General features: G+C 68.2%; 14 protein-coding genes. 6 read left to right on the forward strand and 8 right to left on the reverse strand.

Features of this window, described 5'->3' with window-relative positions:
- Nucleotides 1–2 precede the first annotated feature (2 nt).
- The 8 genes from N7367_RS18550 to N7367_RS18585 form a co-directional block, all read right to left on the reverse strand.
- Nucleotides 3–557: a hypothetical protein gene (locus tag N7367_RS18550; protein WP_279942967.1), complete on the reverse strand. Its 555-nt coding sequence runs from the start codon at nt 555–557 to the stop codon at nt 3–5.
- 74 nt (nt 558–631) lie between these two features.
- On the reverse strand, nt 632–2,824 hold the full coding sequence (gene uvrD, locus N7367_RS18555) for a DNA helicase II (RefSeq protein ID WP_279942968.1): 2,193 nt from the start codon (nt 2,822–2,824) through the stop codon (nt 632–634).
- Nucleotides 2,825–2,833: 9 nt separating this feature from the next.
- Nucleotides 2,834–4,255 carry an FAD/NAD(P)-binding protein gene (locus N7367_RS18560; RefSeq protein WP_279942969.1) on the reverse strand — a complete coding sequence of 474 codons (1,422 nt, stop codon included), beginning with the start codon at nt 4,253–4,255 and terminating at the stop codon, nt 2,834–2,836.
- A 69-nt stretch (nt 4,256–4,324) separates the two neighbouring features.
- Nucleotides 4,325–5,743, reverse strand: a complete 1,419-nt coding sequence (gene cls / locus N7367_RS18565) for a cardiolipin synthase (protein WP_053519935.1) — start codon at nt 5,741–5,743, stop codon at nt 4,325–4,327.
- Nucleotides 5,744–5,861: 118 nt separating this feature from the next.
- Nucleotides 5,862–6,110 carry a hypothetical protein gene (locus N7367_RS18570; RefSeq protein ID WP_128987629.1) on the reverse strand — a complete coding sequence of 83 codons (249 nt, stop codon included), beginning with the start codon at nt 6,108–6,110 and terminating at the stop codon, nt 5,862–5,864.
- A gap of 477 nt (nt 6,111–6,587) precedes the next feature.
- A complete protein-coding gene (rpmG, locus tag N7367_RS18575; protein ID WP_169411268.1) occupies nt 6,588–6,755 on the reverse strand; it encodes a 50S ribosomal protein L33 in 168 nt (55 codons plus the stop codon).
- Between the two features lie 10 nt (nt 6,756–6,765).
- Nucleotides 6,766–7,002, reverse strand: a complete 237-nt coding sequence (gene rpmB, locus N7367_RS18580; protein ID WP_005411638.1) for a 50S ribosomal protein L28 — start codon at nt 7,000–7,002, stop codon at nt 6,766–6,768.
- Nucleotides 7,003–7,244: 242 nt separating this feature from the next.
- Entirely contained in the window at nt 7,245–8,138 is an 894-nt protein-coding gene (locus N7367_RS18585; RefSeq protein ID WP_279942970.1) for a LysR family transcriptional regulator, read from the reverse strand.
- Nucleotides 8,139–8,245: 107 nt separating this feature from the next.
- Here N7367_RS18585 and N7367_RS18590 point away from each other — a divergent pair, with 107 nt between their 5' ends.
- From N7367_RS18590 to N7367_RS18615, 6 genes are all read left to right on the forward strand, one after another.
- The gene (locus N7367_RS18590; protein ID WP_279942971.1) at nt 8,246–8,644 is read left to right on the forward strand and encodes a RidA family protein; all 399 of its coding nucleotides are present in this window, start codon (nt 8,246–8,248) and stop codon (nt 8,642–8,644) included.
- A gap of 172 nt (nt 8,645–8,816) precedes the next feature.
- Entirely contained in the window at nt 8,817–9,152 is a 336-nt protein-coding gene (locus N7367_RS18595) for a hypothetical protein (RefSeq protein ID WP_053517722.1), read from the forward strand.
- Between the two features lie 56 nt (nt 9,153–9,208).
- Nucleotides 9,209–10,462, forward strand: coding sequence for a TolC family protein (locus N7367_RS18600; protein WP_279942973.1), 1,254 nt, complete (start codon nt 9,209–9,211; stop codon nt 10,460–10,462).
- On the forward strand, nt 10,459–11,664 hold the full coding sequence (locus tag N7367_RS18605) for an efflux RND transporter periplasmic adaptor subunit (protein ID WP_279942974.1): 1,206 nt from the start codon (nt 10,459–10,461) through the stop codon (nt 11,662–11,664). Before N7367_RS18600 ends, N7367_RS18605 begins: the two co-directional genes overlap by 4 nt.
- A 10-nt stretch (nt 11,665–11,674) precedes the next feature.
- On the forward strand, nt 11,675–14,902 hold the full coding sequence (locus tag N7367_RS18610; RefSeq protein ID WP_279942975.1) for a CusA/CzcA family heavy metal efflux RND transporter: 3,228 nt from the start codon (nt 11,675–11,677) through the stop codon (nt 14,900–14,902).
- Between the two features lie 60 nt (nt 14,903–14,962).
- The gene (locus tag N7367_RS18615; RefSeq protein WP_128987622.1) at nt 14,963–15,217 is read left to right on the forward strand and encodes a BPSL0761 family protein; all 255 of its coding nucleotides are present in this window, start codon (nt 14,963–14,965) and stop codon (nt 15,215–15,217) included.
- Nucleotides 15,218–15,268: the final 51 nt, after the last annotated feature.

A 15,268-nucleotide genomic window follows, 5' to 3' on the forward strand; every position in this document is an offset into this window, starting at 1 on the left:
TCTCAGGCGATCTGCACCACGCGTGCGTTCTGGCACAGCGGGTAGCTGGCCACGAACCCGGCGATCGCATCACGCATCGCCTCGAACGACTGGCCGTACATGTACAGCGCGGTCTCGGTCGGGCCCTGCCACCAGCTGCAGATCTCGCCCAGGCCATCGATGCGTTCGGACAGCTGTTCGAACACATGGTTGGAATCGCATTGTTCGTAGACCTCGTCCGGCAGGTTCTGGCCATCCAGATAGATGCCCAGGCCTTCGGTGACGCCGAAACCGCGGTCGCCGTCCCCGGCGCCCTGCACCTTCGATCCCTTCGGCGCTCCCAGCTGCTCCAGCAGATCGATCAACTTCGGCACACCTGCCACGTCATGAAGCGCCACCTCGATGTCGCCGTACTCGACCTCGCCGTCATCGGAGAGGGCGGTCCCGCCGCCGGTGATTTCGCCCACTTCGGCGGCCTGCAGCAGCGCGTCGAGCGGATCCTCGAACAGCTCGTGGCGATGCTCAGGCTGCAGCCTGGCGTTCAAGGTCACGGTGACATGCAGCGTGGGCTCGGTCATGGGGGCATTCCTGGAAGAGATGCCGCCCATTGTAGAGCCGAGCCCATGCTCGGCTGGGTGTTCCCTCGGGGGGGTCAGATCACCGTCAGGTTGGCGTAGGCCATCACCAGCCACTTGCTGCCGGCGTCGGCGAACTCGACCTGCACGCGGGCGTGGGCGCCGTTGCCTTCGTAATCGGTCACCATGCCTTCGCCGAACTTGGGATGGCTGACCAGCGCGCCGAGCTTGATCGGCGGCAGCTCGATGGCGGCATGCCCCATCACCCGGCTGCTGCCCAGCGACGCGGGACGCGAGACCTGCACCTTCGGCCGCACTTCATGCAGCAGCCCGCGTGGAATCTCACGCAGGAATCGCGAAGGCAGGCTGTAGTTGTCCTGGCCATGGATGCGGCGTGATTCGGCGTAGCACAGCACCAGCTTCTGCCGCGCCCGGGTGATGCCCACATACGCCAGACGCCGCTCTTCCTCCAGCCGGCCGCTTTCTTCCAGCGAACGCGCGCTCGGGAACAGGCCATCCTCCATGCCGGCCAGGAACACCAGCGGGAATTCCAGGCCCTTCGCCGAATGCAGGGTCATCAGCTGCACGCCATCCTCGCCGGCCTGCGCCTGGCCCTCGCCGGCCTCCAGCGCAGCGTAGGCCAGGAACGCCACCAGCTCGTCCATCTCCTCGCCCACTTCCTCGATGTCATCGGCACGCCGCACGAAGCGCGAGGCGACCGAGACCAGTTCGTCGAGGTTGTCGGTGCGCGATTCGGAGTCGAGCGAATTGCGGCTTTCCTTGCTCCAGTGCTCACGCAGCTGCGAGCGCGAGAGCACGTGGTCCACGCGCTCGGCCAGGGTCATGTCCCGGGTCTGCGCCTGCAGTTCGTTGACCAGCACCAGGAATCCCGCCAGTGCGTTGCGCGCACGCGCGGCCAGCGCATTGCCCTGGGTGACCAGCATGGTGGCTTCCCACAGCGAAATGCCCTGCGCTCGTGCTTCGCGCCGCACTTCGTCGAGAGTGCGTTCACCGATGCTGCGGGTCGGCGTGTTCACCGCGCGCTCGAAGGCGGCATCGTCGTTGCGGTTGGAGAGCAGGCGCAGGTAGGCCAGCGCGTCCTTGATCTCGGCGCGTTCGAAGAAGCGCATGCCGCCGTACACGCGGTACGGCACCTGCTCGCTCAGCAGGGCTTCTTCCAGCGCACGCGACTGCGCATTGCTGCGGTAGAGCACGGCCACTTCGGTGTAGCTGCCACCATCGCGCACCCACTGGCGGGCACGTTCGACGATGTAGCGGGCCTCGTCCATCTCGTTGTACGCCGCGTACAGGTCGATCGGCTCGCCGTCACCGCTGTCGGTCCACAGCTGCTTGCCGATGCGATCGGGGTTGTGCGCGATCACCGCGTTGGCAGCACCGAGGATGTTGGCCGTGGAGCGGTAGTTCTGTTCCAGGCGGATGGTCTGCGCGCCCGGGAAATCACGCAGGAAGCCCTGCACGTTCTCCACCTTGGCACCGCGCCAGCCGTAGATGGCCTGGTCGTCGTCGCCGACCACGAACACATGGCCGGACTCCCCGGCCAGCACGCGCACGAAGGCGTACTGGATGGCATTGGTGTCCTGGAACTCGTCCACCAGGATCTCGCGGAAGCGGGCGCGGTAGTGCGCCAGCAGGCCGGGATTGTCACGCAGCAGCTCATGCGCGCGCAGCAGCAGTTCGGCGAAGTCGACCAGGCCGGCACGGTCGCAGCGCGCCTGGTACTCGATGTAGGCCTGGCGCATGGTTTCCAGCCACGCATCGTGCGGCTCGGGCTGGATGTGCTGCGGGCGGCGGCCTTCATCCTTCTGTTCGTTGATCCACCACGCGATCTGCTTGGGCGGATGCTTGCCGTCGTCGATCTCCAGCGCCTGCACCACACGCTTGACCAGCCGCAGCTGGTCGTCCGAATCCATCACCTGGAAACCTTCGGGCAGCTTCGCGTCCTGCCAGTGCAGGCGCAGCAGGCGGTTGGCCAGGCCGTGGAAGGTACCGATCCACATGCCACGGCTGCCATGCGGCAGCTGTGCGTCGATGCGGTGGCGCATCTCGCCGGCGGCCTTGTTGGTGAAGGTCACCGCGAAGATGCCATGGGTCGGCACGCCTTCGACTTCATGCAGCCAGGCGATGCGGTGGGTAAGTACGCGGGTCTTGCCGGAACCGGCACCGGCCAGCACCAGGTGGTGGCCGGGGGGAGCGGAGACGGCTTCGCGCTGGGCCGGGTTCAGGCCATCAAGCAGGTGGGAGACATCCATGCCCCCATTTTACGGCATCGCCGTCGCGGCTCCTGCGACCACCTGGGTGGCCAGTGCCTGTGCCTGCTGGCGCAGTTCAGGCACCGCCAGGCTTTCCCACAGGCTGCCGATGCGCAGGCTGCCGAGTACGCCCAGCCGCGCCTGCGGCTGGCCGCCGGCGCTGCGCACGCGGTCGCCGGGCACCGTGCTGTCCAGGCCCAGCCCATGCGGCCCGGGACGGGCCAGGCCATCGGCCTGAAGCTGCTGCACCAACGGATTGCGCAACGCGGTGGCGCGGGTCTCCACACCGGTGGCGTTGATCACACCCCCGATCGTCCACTGCTGCGGGTGTCCGGCCGCATCGTGGCCCGACAGCTGCAGCGCATCGCCCTCACGCCAGACCCGATCCAGGCGTGCGCGATGCACGCGCAGCTGACCGCTGGCCTGCAATGCGCGCAACTGTGCATCGACCTCTTCGGCGATGCGATGGCGATGTACATCCCAGTAGCGCACCACATGGCGCAGGAACCGCCGCTGGTCGGCCTCGTCGAGGCTGCACCACAGCGCCTGTCCATGCGGACGGAGGCGGTCCATCACGCCCTGCCAGGGCAGGCCATCCGCCTCGGCCCGGCGCACCTGCCGGCGCAGCGTGCGCAGGCGCTGGCGCAGCGTCATCGGCAGCAGGGGGGCAGGGTCGAAATCAGGCAGGCCCGCGTGCGCGTGCGGCAGCGGCAGCAGGCCGTGACGGGAAATCACATGCAGCGGGCCGGTGTGACCGGCCGCGACCAGCGCCAGCACCGTATCAGCCATGCTCAGACCGGAACCGACGATGGCCAGCGCGTGCGCGCCTGCCAACGCGCGCACGCCGTCGTAGTCCCAGGCTTCGACCACGGTGTCGGCAGGCAGTCCATCGGCACCGGCCACCGGCAGCGGACGCATGCTGTTGCCGGTGGCGAGCACCCCCTGCGCGGCATGCCATGTGTGGCCATCGCCCAGCTGCAGGCGGTAACCGGAGTCATCCGGGGTGAGGCCCCGCACCGGCTGCGCGATCACCTGCAGCTGCGCCGGGCTGGCCGCAACCGCCTCCTGCAGACGCTGCTGCAGGTACGCGGCGAAATGATGGCGGCCGACATAACGCTCGCCCAGCACCTCGCGCGTCTCGCCCGGGTAGGCGTTGACGGCCATCAGGTAATCGAGGAAGTCAGCCGGCTGCTCGGCGAACGCACTCATTTTCGCCGCCGGCACATTCAGCAGGTGCTCCGGCCACGGCGTGGCATAGGCGATGCCCTGGGCCAGCTGCGAGGCGGGTTCGAAGATGGCCAGCGCCAGTGGCGACCGGGCCTGGCGCAGCACCTGGATCGCCACCAGCACCCCAGCCGCACCACCACCGATGATCGCCAGGTCCAGTTCGCCATTACACGGTGAATCAGTCATGTGCCGATTGTAGGCCATCGGCCATGACGGGCCGGAGTGCCGCCGCGTGCGCAATGATCGAGACCGCTCGAGCTCCGGCGCACCGGTTCACATCAACGCGTCGGCCAGGCGTGCGATGCCTTCGCGGCTGCGGCGCCAGGCAGGACGCTTGCGCCACTGCTGCAGATCGAGCTGGCGCGACTGGCGCAGGTAATCGTCTTCAATGGCACACAGCTGCGTCACCAGCACGCGGTCGTAGCAGACCAGACCGATCTCGGCATTCAGCGCGAACGAGCGGATATCCATGTTGATCGAGCCGAGCACCGCGATGTCTTCATCCACGCTCATGTGCTTGGCGTGCAGGAACTGCGGCTCGTACAGGGCAATGCGCACGCCACAGCGCAGCAGCTCGTCGTAGTAGGCCTCCTGCGCCCAGGCGGTCAGCCGCTGGTTGTTGCTGGCCGACAGGATCAGCTGCACCTGCACCCCGGACAGCGCGGCGATGCGCAGCGCGCTCAGGGTCGCTTCGTCCGGCACGAAGTACGGGGTGACCATCACCAGCCGCCGGCGGGCCAGATGGATCAGTGCGGCGACGGCATCACGCGCGTTGCTGTACGGATAGGCCGGCCCGCTGGGCAGCAGCTGGGTGGCAACATCGTCGCTGCACTCGGGTACGTCGGCAATGACGTCCAGGCGCTGGCCGGTCTCGATGTACCAGTCGCTGGCGAACACGGCTTCCAGGTGTGCCACCGCCGGGCCGCGCACACGCGCCACCAGCTCGCGGTTGGGATGGCCTGGCACGAACTCCGGCCGTGCCAGGTTCTGCGAACCGATGTAGCCCACTTCGTTGTCGATCACCGCAATCTTGCGATGGTTGCGCAGGTCCATGCGGCCGCTGCGGCGCCAGCGCAGCCCGCCGGGCAGCATCGCCCGCACTTCGATATCGCGCGCCTGCAGGCGCTTGCGGTAGGCGCGCAGGCCACGCTTGGCGCCCACCGCGTCCAGCAGCACCCTGCACTGCACGCCACGGGCGGCGGCACGCTGCAGCGCCTCGACGATGGCCTCGCCCACCGAATCGTCGAACATCAGGTAGTACAGCAGGTGCACGCGGTCTTCGGCCTGGTCGATGTCGGCGATGAGCGTGTGCAGCGATTCGTCGTAATCGGTGAGCAGATCGACGGCGTTGCCGTGCACCGGCATGAAATCGCCCTGGCGCTGCACCAGCGGCACGATTTCCGCACTGGCCGTATCCGGTTCCGGCTTCCAGCGCAGGCGGCGCTGCAGTGCCTGCTCTTCGCGGATGACCTGCGAGGCCTCGGCCTGGCGGCGGATGCGCTCGCGCGACAGCCACGGGTGGCCGAACAGCAGATACAGCGGCAGGCCCAGCAGCGGCACGAAACCGACCAGCAGCAGCCAGCTGCGGGCCGCGCCCGGCGTGGTGCGGGTCGGAATCCAGCACAGCGCGACCAGCCGGATCAGCCAGTCGATCAGCAGCAGATACGATCCCAGCAACCACTCAACCAGCATCGCGTCGTCCGTCGGCAGGTGATGGGCCATTCTGCCCAGCAGGGTGTGTAGAGTCGAGCTTGCTCGACTGCCTCAGCGCAGCCGGGCACGGGCTCGGCTCTACAAGGGAGGGCGGGCTTCAATGCCGCACCGGCACCTCGCTCAGCTGGCGAACCGATTCGGCGTGGCGGCGGCCGTTGAGCGCCATGCAGGCAATGGCCTGCGCCGCCCGCTCCAGCTGTGCATCCGGCAGCGGCGAGGAGATACCCTTGCTCAGCGCCAGATGGTGGTCGCACAGCAGCAGCGCCATGCCTTCGATGCCTTCCAGCATGCGCTGCAGGCGCAGCCAGCCCAGTTCCAGGTCCTGCCGGTGTGATGGGGTGTTCATGCAGCCTCCTTCAACGGATCTGGCCACCGGTGAAGGTGGCGGACGATGCGTGGTTGCAATACCGGGGAACAAGCAACGGGAACAAACCGGCGGGCACACGGCCCCCACGCACCGCCCGCCAGAAGGCAGAGCGGGTCGCCAGCCGCTGCAAAAGCAGGGGCAGCGGCTGGCGAATTTACCGTTACTCGATTCCTCGGGATTGCAAGCCCGACCGCTGCAGATGCAGCGGCTTGCCATCATGGACACAGCGAAGCCAGTGATTCCAATTGATTTGGATCGCGCGAACTGCCGGAACCGGTAGGAAGAATCACTTATCGCATTCGGCCCATGATTCCGCGCACTGCGCCATAGGCGACAGCCTGCGCAGGGAGTACGGCCGTGCCGGCCAAGGGCCGACACCCACCAGACCAGACGACAGGCAAGAAAAAACCCGCCACAAGGGCGGGTTTCTTCGCGGGGACCAGCAATCCGTGCGGATTACTTGATCTTGCCTTCCTTGTACAGGACGTGCTTGCGCACGACCGGATCGTACTTCAGGAATTCCATCTTCCCCGGGGTGTTCTTCTTGTTCTTGTCCGTGGTGTAGAAGTGGCCGGTACCGGCCGAGGAAATCATACGGACCTTATCGCGCTTGCCTGCCATGATGCTTTACTCCTCAGACCTTTTCGCCGCGCGCACGCAGCTCAGCCAGAACGGAATCGATGCCGTTCTTGTCGATGGTGCGCAGTGCATGCGCGGAAACACGAAGCTTGACCCAGCGGTTCTCGCTGGCCACCCAGAAACGGCGCTCGTGCAGATTGGGCAGGAAACGACGACGGGTCTTGTTGTTGGCGTGCGAGACGTTGTTACCCGTCTGCACTCGCTTGCCGGAAACCTGGCATACGCGGGACATTGCGCACCTCGATAGTAGTTGTTGTCAGCCCGTAGCCCGGGAGACGGCGGCCTCGGTGGTTGCCCACCACACGTCAAGAGAATCAAAGGGTTACGCTGGCGTTGGGCGGCCGGGGACGTGCTCCCGGGGGCGCCGCCCGGCACGAAACCGGACACAGCGAGCCGCGCATTATGCATGCAATCAAGGCCTTGCGCAAGTTACCCACAGGAGCGGCCGGGCGTGGGCTCGGCCCTGCGGGTCCATCACCCCAGCGCTTCCACCACCCAGTCGATGAATACCCGCAGGCGCTGGCTCATGTGCCGGTTCGGCGCAAACATGACGTGCATCGGCATCGACGGCAGCTGCCAGGCCTGCAGCAGCGGCAGCAGTTCACCGCGTGCCACGTGCGGCTCGGCCATGTAGCTGGGCAGGGCGACCACGCCCAGCCCGGCCAGGCCGGCGGCGAGGTAGGCATTGCCGTCATCGAAGCCGACCGTATGGCGGCCCTGCACCTGGACGGTCTCATCGCCGCGCCGCGCGGCGAAGACCCGCGCCCGCCCGCTGCGTGGGCTGAGCAGCCCAACCATGTGGTGCTGCGGTCCCTCCAGCGCGCGCGGATGCTCCGGCAGACCAAAGCGCTGCACGTAGTCCGGGCTGGCGTGGAAGCCGATCGGCAGCTCGCCCAGCGGCCGTGCCACCAGGGCCGGGTCGGCCGGGGTGCCGCCACGGATCACGCAGTCGACGTTGTCGGCGATGACGTCGACCTCGCGGTCGCTGACGCCGATGTCCAGCTGGATCTCGGGGTAGCGCGCCTGGAAGTCCGGCAGTGCCGGCACCAGCCGCAGCCGCGCATAGGGCCCGGGCACGTCGATGCGCAGGCGGCCGCGCGGCTGCACGGCGGCATCGCCCAGGCCACCCTCGACCTCTTCCAGCTCGGCCAGCAGGCGGGCAATGCGGGGGTAGTAGGCCGCACCATCGGCGGTGACGCTGACCCGCCGCGTGGTGCGGTTGAGCAGACGCAGACGCAGGTGCGCTTCCAGCTGCTGCACCAGCTGGGTCACCGTGGTGCGACTGATCTGCAGGGTCGTCGCGGCACGGGTGAAGCTGCCGGTCTCCACCACACGGGCAAAGGCGCGCATGGCCTCGAAGCGGTCCATCGGCGATCCGATTGTTTGGGTTGTGCGATCAATCTAGTCCGATCGTCGCCGTATATCCAGACAACAATCGCGAGCAGGATGGCGGTTCTTCCCATCAGGCCCTTCCCATGTCACACCGCGATGTCGTTTTTCCCGTTGGCCGCCAGGCCCTGTATGACCGCAACCGCTACTCTCCGGCGATCCGGTCCAATGGCTTCCTGTTCGTCTCCGGGCAGGTCGGCAGCCGCGAGGATGGCTCGCCCGAGCCGGACTTCGAGGCGCAGGTCCGCCGCGCCTTCGACAATCTCAATGCCGTGCTGGCCGCCGCGGGCTGCACGTTCGATGACGTGATCGACGTGACCGTGTTCCTGGTCGATCCGGAGAAGAACTTCGAGATGGCCTGGGCGATCGTGCCCGAGTACTGGGGAGAGGCACCCCACCCCACCCTGACCGGCATCGGCGTGACCTGGCTGTACGGCTTCCAGTTCGAGATCAAGGTGATCGCGAAACTGCCTGCAGACCGGTAGTGCCGACCAAGGTCGGCACCCACTTGGGCAGGAGATGGGTGCACCGATCAGGGCAGGAGGTCGGCACTCATCAGAGCACGTGCGCGGCCCAGCTGAACGGGAGATTCCGACGAATTCCCGAAGTGGCCATTGATATTGTATCCGGCGAAAACCGCTTGCTAGCCTCCCCTCCATGCGCCGGATCGCCCGCCACCTACGCTCGTACCTGCTGATGCTGCTGATGGCGGCATTCGTGGTCGTGCCGGTGGCCGACGCGCTGGCGTGCGCGGTGGAACCGCATGCCAGCGTGGCACATGTGGAGTCGGCGGCCGATGACACCGCAGGCGACAGTGACAGCAAGCACACCGGTGCCTGCACGCATAACCACTGCCACCATTCCACCTCCAGCCTGCCGGCGAACACCTTCGCCGCCTTCGATGCGCCGCTGCCGGCGCGCTGGATGACGGCCGGCGATGCGACGGCCTACGCCGTCGCCCAGGATGAACTGACGCGTCCCCCCCGGGCGTGAGCTGAGCGCGTCCCGCTGCTGCGGGCTCCCGTTTCACTCACAACCGGAATCCCCCTATGTCGATCCTGACACCACGGTCGCCGCGTGCGGCCGGGCTGGTCGTCGCCGTGTTGCTGGGCCTGGCCCCGGCGGCATCGGTGATGGCGCAAGCTGCTCCTTCCTACGACACCCTGCTTGAACGACTGGACCAGCTGCCCGGCGCCCGTGTGGGCTCGGCGCTGGCCGAGGCTGCCGACGCCCGCGCCGACCAGGCCCGTGCGCTGCCCAATCCTTCCCTTTCCTGGTCGGCCGAGAACGCGTGGGGCACCGGCTCCTACGGCGGCATGGGCAAGGCCGACAGTGTGCTCAGCCTGTCCCAGCCGCTGGAGGTCTGGGGCCAGCGCGGCGCGCGCGTACGTGCCGCCCGTGCCGAGGCCCAGGCCGCCAATCTGCGTGGCGCGCAAAGCCGCAGTGATGTTGCCGGCCAGCTGGCCGCGGCCTACGCACAGGCAGAGAGCGCATTGCGCCGCTACACCCTGGCCGAAGAGGCGCTGGCCCTGACCCGCGACGATGCCAAGGCCGTCAATGCCATGGTCAGGCAAGGGCGTGAACCGCAACTGCGTGCGGTGCAGGCGCAGAGCGAGGTGGCCAATGCCAGCGCCGCGCTGGACGAGGCGCAGGCCTTCCGCGACGCCGCGCTGGCGCGCCTGGCCGGCGCCGCGCTGCTGGATTCGCCGGTGCAGTCGATCGACAGCAGCCTGCTCGACCGCGCACCTCCGCTGCCACGCGGCGCCACCGATGCCGCACTCGCGGTGCGTATCGCCGAAGCCGAAGCCGATGCGGCCGGCCGGCTGGTGGACGTCGAGCGCAAGCGGGCGCTGCCCGACCTGAGCCTGACCGCCGGACAGACCCGCTTCCGCGAAGGCGGCGAACGCGCTTACACGCTCGGCGTCAGCCTGACCGTGCCGTTGTTCGACCGCAACCGGGGCGGCATCCGTGCCGCCAGTGCCGACCAGCGCGCGGCCGAAGCCCGCCTGGACCAGCAACGTCGCGACAGCGAGGCCGGACGGCTGTCGGCCATTGCCGGGCTGAAGGCTGCCAGCAGCCGCACCCGCGCCGCCGATGAAAGCGCGGTGGCGGCCGAGGAAGCCTATCGGCTGGCCCGCGTCGGCTTCGATGCCGGACGCATCTCGCAGCTGGAACTGCGCAGCACGCGCAGCGCGCTCATTGCCGCCCGCGGCACCGCGGTGGATGCACGCCTGTCGCGCGTCGCCGCGGAAATCGATCTTGCCCGCCTCGAGGGGCGCGCACCCTTTATGGAGGCCCCATGACACTGTCCCGTTCCTTTTCCCTGCTTGGCGGCGTCGTGCTGGCCGTTCTCCTCGCCGGCTGCGCCGGCAACGCACAGACACCGGAAACAGCCGATGCCACTGCAGCCACAGCCGGCAGCGATGACGGCCACGGCCACGCAGCCGACAGCCCGGACGCCAAGGCCGAGGCTACCAAGGCACCGGCCGACGCCGACGAAGGCGTGGTGCAGCTGACGCCGGAACAGATCAAGGCGTCCGGTATCGAAGTGGTGGCCGTCGGACGCGGTGGTGGCGGCTCCACCCGCCTGTCGGGCCGTGTCGAACCATCGGTTGGCGCACGTGCCTCGGTGGCGTCCACCGTGAGCGGTCGCGTCGAACGTGTGCTGGTGGCACCAGGCACAGCGGTGAAGCAGAACCAGGCCCTGGCGATCGTGGTCAGCGGCGAAGCCGCCGTGTTCCGCGCCAACGCTCTGGCCGCATCGGCCGAAGCCGAGGCGGCACGCCTGGCCTACGGCCGCGACAAGGCGCTGGTCGAACAGGGCGTGGTCGCCCGCCAGGAGCTGGAAGCATCGCGCGCCCGTTCGCTGGCCGCACAGGCGCAGGCGACTGCCGCACAGGCGCAGGCCGCGGCCAACGGTGCGCCCGATGCCAGTGGCCGCGTGCGCATCACCAGCCCGGTGAGCGGCATCGTCGGCAACGTCCAGGTCACTCCAGGTGGCGTGGTCGCCGCAGGCAGCGCGGTGGCCGATGTCGCCGATCCGGCGATGAACGAGCTGGTGTTCACCGCACCGCCTGCGCTGGCCGCGCAGGTCACCCCGGGCATGACGCTGGAGGTCACGGTGCCGGGCGGCAGCTTCACCGCCACGGTCACCGGTTCTGCGGCTGACGTGCGCCAGCAGGGCGGCGTGGCGGTCATCCGCGCGACGCCGGTGGAGGCGGCCTTGCCGCCGGCCGGTTCGCCGGTGTCGGCCAGGGTGGTCACCGAAGGCCGGGACGGTGCACTGAGCGTGCCAGCCGATGCCGTGCAGAACGTCGACGGCAGCAGCGCCGTGTTCGTCGCCGTGGAAGGCGGTTTCAAGGCACAGCCGGTGCTGGCCGGCCGTCGTGCCGGTGATCGCATCGAGATCCTCGGTGGACTGAGCGGCAACGAGCGCATCGTCGGCACCAATGCCTTCCTGCTCAAGGCCGAACTGGCCAAGGGCGAAGCCGAGCACGGCCACTGAGGAGGCGACCATGTTCAAGCTCATCATTGAATCAGCGGTGCGCTTCCGCTGGCTGGTGGTGTTCCTGGCGGCGCTGATCGCGGCCTGGGGCCTGTTCCAGCTGGGCAAGCTGCCGATCGACGCCGTGCCGGACATCACCAACCGCCAGGTGCAGATCAACACGGTGGCACCTGCGCTGACACCGGAACAGATCGAGCGGCAGGTGACCTACCCGCTGGAAACCGCGCTGGCCGGCATTCCCGGCCTGACCACCACCCGTTCGCTGTCGCGCAACGGCTTCTCCCAGGTCACCGCGATCTTCACCGACGCGACCGACATCTACTTCGCCCGCCAGCAGGTGGCCGAGCGCATGCGTGAAGCGGCGGAAGATCTGCCCGATGGCGCATCGCCGCTGCTGTCGCCGGTCACCACCGGCCTGGGCGAGGTGCTGATGTGGACGGTGGACTTCACCCCGTTCGATCCCGCCCGGCTGGCCAGACCGGGGGATGCGGGCTGGCAGGCCGGCGAGGTCTACCGGACGCCGGAGGGCAGCCTGCTGCGCACGCCGGAAGAACGCGCCACCTACCTGCGTACGGTGCAGGACTGGATCATCGCGCCGCAGATGCGCTCCAGCCCGGGATTGGCCGGCGTCGATACGGTCGGCGGGTACGTGAAGGAGTACGGCGTGCACCCGGACACTGCCAGGCTTGCTGCGCATGGCCTGGGCCTGGCCGACCTGGTCACGGCACTGCAGCGCGCCAACGTGCAGGCGGGTGCCGGTTTCGTGCAGCGTGCCGGCGAAGGCCTGGTGGTACGTGCGGACGGCCTGGCACTGACCACTGATGATCTGGCGCAGGCCCCCGTTGCGACCCGCAACGGCGTGGTGGTGCGCGTGGCCGACGTGGCCGATGTCGATCTCAGCCGTGCACCGCGCCTGGGCGCGGCCAGCCGCAATGGTCACGAGGCCGTGCTCGGTACCGCCCTGATGATCGCCGGTGGCAACAGCCGCACCGTCGCGCAGGCGGCAGCGGCGCGCCTGGAGCAGGTCAACAGGTCGTTGCCGGCCGACATCGTGGCCGTGCCGGTGCTGGACCGCAGCGTGCTGGTGAACTCCACCATCAGAACCGTGGCAAAGAACCTCACCGAAGGTGCGCTGCTGGTGGTGGTGGTGCTGTTCCTGCTGCTGGGCAACCTGCGCGCGGCAACCATCACCGCGCTGGTGATTCCGCTGTCGTTCCTGTTCGCCGTGATCGGCATGAACCGCTTCGGCATCAGCGGCAATCTGATGAGCCTGGGTGCGCTGGATTTCGGCATCCTGGTGGACGGTGCAGTGATCGTGATCGAGTCGACGCTGCTGATGCTGGGCCAGCGCCGCGCCGAACTGGGCCGTGCGCTGACCGCGATGGAGCGTCTGCGCGTGGCGGCGGAGTCGGCGCGGAAGATGGCGCGTCCAGCGGCGTTCGGCCAGTTGATCATCCTGCTGGTGTTTGCGCCGATCCTGACCCTGGAAGGCGTGGAAGGAAAAACGTTTCATCCGATGGCCGCCACGTTCATGCTGGCTCTGGTGGGTGCCTTCCTGTTCTCCTTCACCTTCGTGCCGGCCATGGCTGCGCTGCTGGTGCGCGAGCCGAAGCTGAAGGAAAGCGGGGCGCACGCCGATGACGGCGAACACGAAACACGCCTGATCCGCGTGCTGCGCGCACGCATCGAACCGGCGATCCGCAAGGCGGTGGACCACCCGCGCTCGGTGCTGGCCGGCGCGGTGATGATGGTGGTGGTGGGCATCGGTTCGTTCTCGCTGCTGGGCCGCGAATTCATGCCGACGCTGGATGAGGGCAATGTGGCGATGCAGGCGTTGCGCGTACCGTCGACCTCGCTGGAGCAGTCGCTGGCGATGCAGCTGGCGCTGGAAAAGGCGATTGCCGGGCAACCGGAAGTGGAAACCGTGTTTTCGCGCACCGGTACCGCTGAAGCCGCGATCGACCCGATGCCAACCAACATCTCCGACAGCGTGATCGTGCTGAAGCCGCGCAAGGAGTGGCCCGATCCGACGCTGGACAAGGAGGCGCTGGTGGCGCGCTTCGAGGCGCTGGCCGGGCAGCAGCTGGGCAACAGCTTCGAGTTCAGCCAGCCGATCGAGCTGCGCTTCAACGAGCTGATCTCCGGCGTGCGCACCGACCTGGCGGTGATGATCTTCGGCGATGACTTCAGCCAGCTGCAGAAGGTGGCCGACCAGGTCGCGTTGAAGCTGCGTGCGGTGGACGGTGCGGCTGACGTGCGGGTGGAGCAGATTTCCGGCCTGCCGACCCTGAACGTGAAGATCGACCATGTCGCCGCCGCGCAGTACGGGCTGACCGCTGCGGACGTAAGCGATGCACTGGCCACCGGCATCGGTGGCACGGCGGCCGGCAAGATCTTCGAGGGCGACCGACGCTTCGACGTGGTGGTGCGGCTGGACGATGCCGCGCGCAACGATCCGGACCAGCTGTCATCGCTGCCGATCGCCACACCGGCCGGGCTGGTCATTCCGCTGTCCTCGGTGGCCCGCATCACGGTCAGCGAGGGGCCGAACCAGATCAGCCGCAACAATGGCAGCCGCCGGGTGGTGGTGCAGGCCAACGTGCGCGGCCGCGACCTGGGCGGCTTCGTCGGCGAAGCGCAGGCAGCGGTGGCCGACGTGGCGCTGCCGCCGGGCGCCTATCTCACCTGGGGTGGCCAGTTCGAGAACCTGCAGCGCGCGGAAAAGCGCCTGGCAACGGTGGTACCGGTCGTGTTCCTGCTGATCGGCAGCCTGCTGTTCATGGCCCTGCGCAGTGGCAAGGAAGCCGTGCTGGTGTTCAGCTGCGTGCCGCTGGCGCTGGTCGGCGGCATTCTCGCCCTGCTGCTGCGTGGCATGCCCTTCTCGGTATCGGCTGCGGTCGGCTTCATCGCCGTGTCCGGCGTGGCCACGCTGAACGGCCTGGTGTTGATGCAGGCCATCCGCGAGCGGCTCGATGCCGGTGACCTGCCCCTGCAGGCGGCAATCAACGGTGCCGCCAGCCGGATCCGCGCGGTGCTGACCACGGCACTGGTGGCGATCGTCGGCTTCATTCCGATGGCGATCGCCAGTGGCTCCGGTGCGGAGGTGCAGAAACCGCTGGCGACGGTGGTGATCGGTGGCCTGATCACGGCGACCGCGCTGACCCTGCTGGTGCTGCCGACCTTCGCTGCGCGCGTGGCCAGGCCTCGGCCGGCCAACGTGGCCGGCACGTCGCACTGAGGCCCTTCTGGCCCGGCAGGGATGTACCTGCCGGGTCGATCACCTGCAAGGAGACGTTGCATGACCACACCGCAGGACCGCACCCGCCACCTGGTCCAGGCCGGCGCCTTCCTGATCGAACTGGCCGACAACGCCGGACTGCCGATGGATATCCGGGCCGAAGCGCATCGCCTGCTGCGTCACTACCCTACGGTCAGCGAGATCCGGATGATGGCGCAGCTGGAGAACAATACGGCGATCTTCAAGGTGCCGTTGATCGCCGACGCCTTCGAGCGCGAATGGGTGGATCGCTACACGCGCGGTGCGCATCGATGAAGACGCGGCGGGGCCGGGGTTCCTGGAGGAAGCCCGGCCCCGTCTGCCGCG

Source organism: Stenotrophomonas sp. GD04145 (genome assembly GCF_029835135.1).
GTDB classification, from domain to species: Bacteria; Pseudomonadota; Gammaproteobacteria; order Xanthomonadales; family Xanthomonadaceae; genus Stenotrophomonas; species Stenotrophomonas maltophilia_P.

Excerpts from the sequence above, each read along its gene's own strand:
- N7367_RS18590 (WP_279942971.1), top strand. The coding sequence starts at position 8,246 with ATGTCACACCGCGATGTCGTTTTTCCCGTTGGCCGCCAGGCCCTGTAT.
- N7367_RS18615 (WP_128987622.1), top strand. The coding sequence starts at position 14,963 with ATGACCACACCGCAGGACCGCACCCGCCACCTGGTCCAGGCCGGCGCC.
- N7367_RS18570 (WP_128987629.1), bottom strand. The coding sequence starts at position 6,110 with ATGAACACCCCATCACACCGGCAGGACCTGGAACTGGGCTGGCTGCGC.
- rpmB (WP_005411638.1), bottom strand. The coding sequence starts at position 7,002 with ATGTCCCGCGTATGCCAGGTTTCCGGCAAGCGAGTGCAGACGGGTAAC.
- cls (WP_053519935.1), bottom strand. The coding sequence starts at position 5,743 with ATGCTGGTTGAGTGGTTGCTGGGATCGTATCTGCTGCTGATCGACTGG.
- uvrD (WP_279942968.1), bottom strand. The coding sequence starts at position 2,824 with ATGGATGTCTCCCACCTGCTTGATGGCCTGAACCCGGCCCAGCGCGAA.
- N7367_RS18560 (WP_279942969.1), bottom strand. The coding sequence starts at position 4,255 with ATGGCCTACAATCGGCACATGACTGATTCACCGTGTAATGGCGAACTG.
- N7367_RS18605 (WP_279942974.1), top strand. The coding sequence starts at position 10,459 with ATGACACTGTCCCGTTCCTTTTCCCTGCTTGGCGGCGTCGTGCTGGCC.
- N7367_RS18610 (WP_279942975.1), top strand. The coding sequence starts at position 11,675 with ATGTTCAAGCTCATCATTGAATCAGCGGTGCGCTTCCGCTGGCTGGTG.
- N7367_RS18595 (WP_053517722.1), top strand. The coding sequence starts at position 8,817 with ATGCGCCGGATCGCCCGCCACCTACGCTCGTACCTGCTGATGCTGCTG.
- N7367_RS18585 (WP_279942970.1), bottom strand. The coding sequence starts at position 8,138 with ATGGACCGCTTCGAGGCCATGCGCGCCTTTGCCCGTGTGGTGGAGACC.
- N7367_RS18550 (WP_279942967.1), bottom strand. The coding sequence starts at position 557 with ATGACCGAGCCCACGCTGCATGTCACCGTGACCTTGAACGCCAGGCTG.
- N7367_RS18600 (WP_279942973.1), top strand. The coding sequence starts at position 9,209 with ATGTCGATCCTGACACCACGGTCGCCGCGTGCGGCCGGGCTGGTCGTC.